Genomic DNA, 1,504 nt, shown 5'->3' with positions numbered 1-1,504 from the left:
CGCGGCAGGCCAAGCTGATGGAGTCGTACGGGGCGCACTGCGTCTACGTCACCGACTCCGGCGGCCGGCTGCTGATGGACGACGTCGCCGCCCGGGTCGACGCCTACCGGCAGGTCCTGGACCCGCAAACGCAGATCGGCATTCACGCCCACCACAACCTCTCGTTGGGCGTGGCCAACAGTGTGATCGCCGTGCGGCACGGCACCACCCGGGTCGACGCCTCCCTCGCCGGGATGGGCGCCGGGGCCGGCAACGCCCCCCTCGAAGTCTTCACCGCCGTGGCCGACCTGCACGGCTGGAAACACGGCTGCGACACGTTCGCGCTGATGGACGCCGCCGAGGACCTGGTCCGGCCGCTGCAGGACCGGCCGGTGCGGGTCGACCGGGAAACCCTGTCGCTCGGCTACGCCGGCGTCTACTCCAGCTTCCTGCGCCACGCCGAACGCGCCGCCGACCGCTACAACCTGGACGTGCGGTCCATCCTGGTCGAACTCGGCCGCCGCAGGATGGTCGGCGGCCAGGAGGACATGATCACCGACGTCGCCCTCGACCTCGTCAACGGAGAGCGCCCGTGACCGCCACCAGCATTGACACCGCCGACCTCGCCGCCCGGCTCGACGAGGCGGCCGTCACCGGCACCCCGATCGAGCAGCTCGCCGACACCCACCGGGTCGACGTCAACGCCGCCTACGCGGTGCAGCAGGCCCTGATCGCCCGCCGCACCGACCGGGGCGAACGCCTCGTCGGCGCCAAGATGGGCCTGACCAGCCAGGCCAAGATGGCGCAGGTCGGCGTCGATGAGCCGATCCTCGGCCAACTCACCGACACCACGCAGGTGCCCGACGGCGCCGCCGTGGACATCTCCGGGCTGATCCACCCCCGGGTCGAACCGGAGATCGCCTTCCTCCTCGACAGGCCGCCGACACCCGGGATGCCGTTCACCGACGCGGTGCGGGCCGTCGCCCCCGCGCTGGAGGTCATCGACTCCCGCTACGCCAACTTCACCTTCTCGCTGCCCGACGTGATCGCCGACAACACCTCCGCCGCCCTGTACGTCGTCGGCCCCTGGCAGCCGGTCCCCGACGAAGTCGACAACCTCGGCGTACTCCTCGACATCGATGGACGCACGGTGCAGACCGGATCCACCGCCGCGATCCTCGGCGACCCCTGCCGGGCCCTGACCGCCGGCATCGCCCTCGCCGACCGGCACGGCCCGGCGCTCCAAGCCGGGTGGATCTTCCTGGCCGGCGCGGCCACCGCCGCCGTTCCCCTCACCCCCGGCGTCCACGTGCGGGCCACCGTGCAAGGGCTCGGCACCGCCGCCTTCACCACCACCGGCGGTACGCCCCTCACCACCACCGGCGGTACGCGATGACCGCGCATCTGGTCGCGGGCAAGGCCACCCCACGCGGCAAGTTCCCGCACGTCAAGGTCGCCGGCGGATTCATCTTCGTCTCCGGCACCTCCAGCCGCCGCCCCGACAACACCATCGCCGGCGCCACCG

Annotated in this window: 2 protein-coding genes and 1 pseudogene; all 3 read left to right on the top strand. The window is 72.3% G+C overall.

The features are described 5' to 3' along the window. Nucleotides 1–575 (top strand): 4-hydroxy-2-oxovalerate aldolase (gene dmpG, locus ACFHWU_RS29095; protein ID WP_416592294.1); only part of this gene is annotated, 575 nt, incomplete at its 5' end. Further along, entirely contained in the window at nt 572–1,375 is an 804-nt protein-coding gene (locus tag ACFHWU_RS29090) for a 2-keto-4-pentenoate hydratase (RefSeq protein ID WP_416592293.1), read from the top strand. The genes dmpG and ACFHWU_RS29090, both read left to right, overlap by 4 nt. After that, nucleotides 1,372–1,504, top strand: a pseudogene (locus ACFHWU_RS29085) (RidA family protein); the annotation flags it as partial. The gene ACFHWU_RS29090 and the pseudogene ACFHWU_RS29085, both read left to right, overlap by 4 nt.

The organism is Micromonospora sp. LOL_015, assembly GCF_048060275.1.
Lineage (GTDB): Bacteria > Actinomycetota > Actinomycetes > Mycobacteriales > Micromonosporaceae > Micromonospora_E.
The sequence above is the reverse complement of the archived record's forward strand: the minus strand, read 5'-3'. Positions and strand labels throughout refer to the sequence as shown.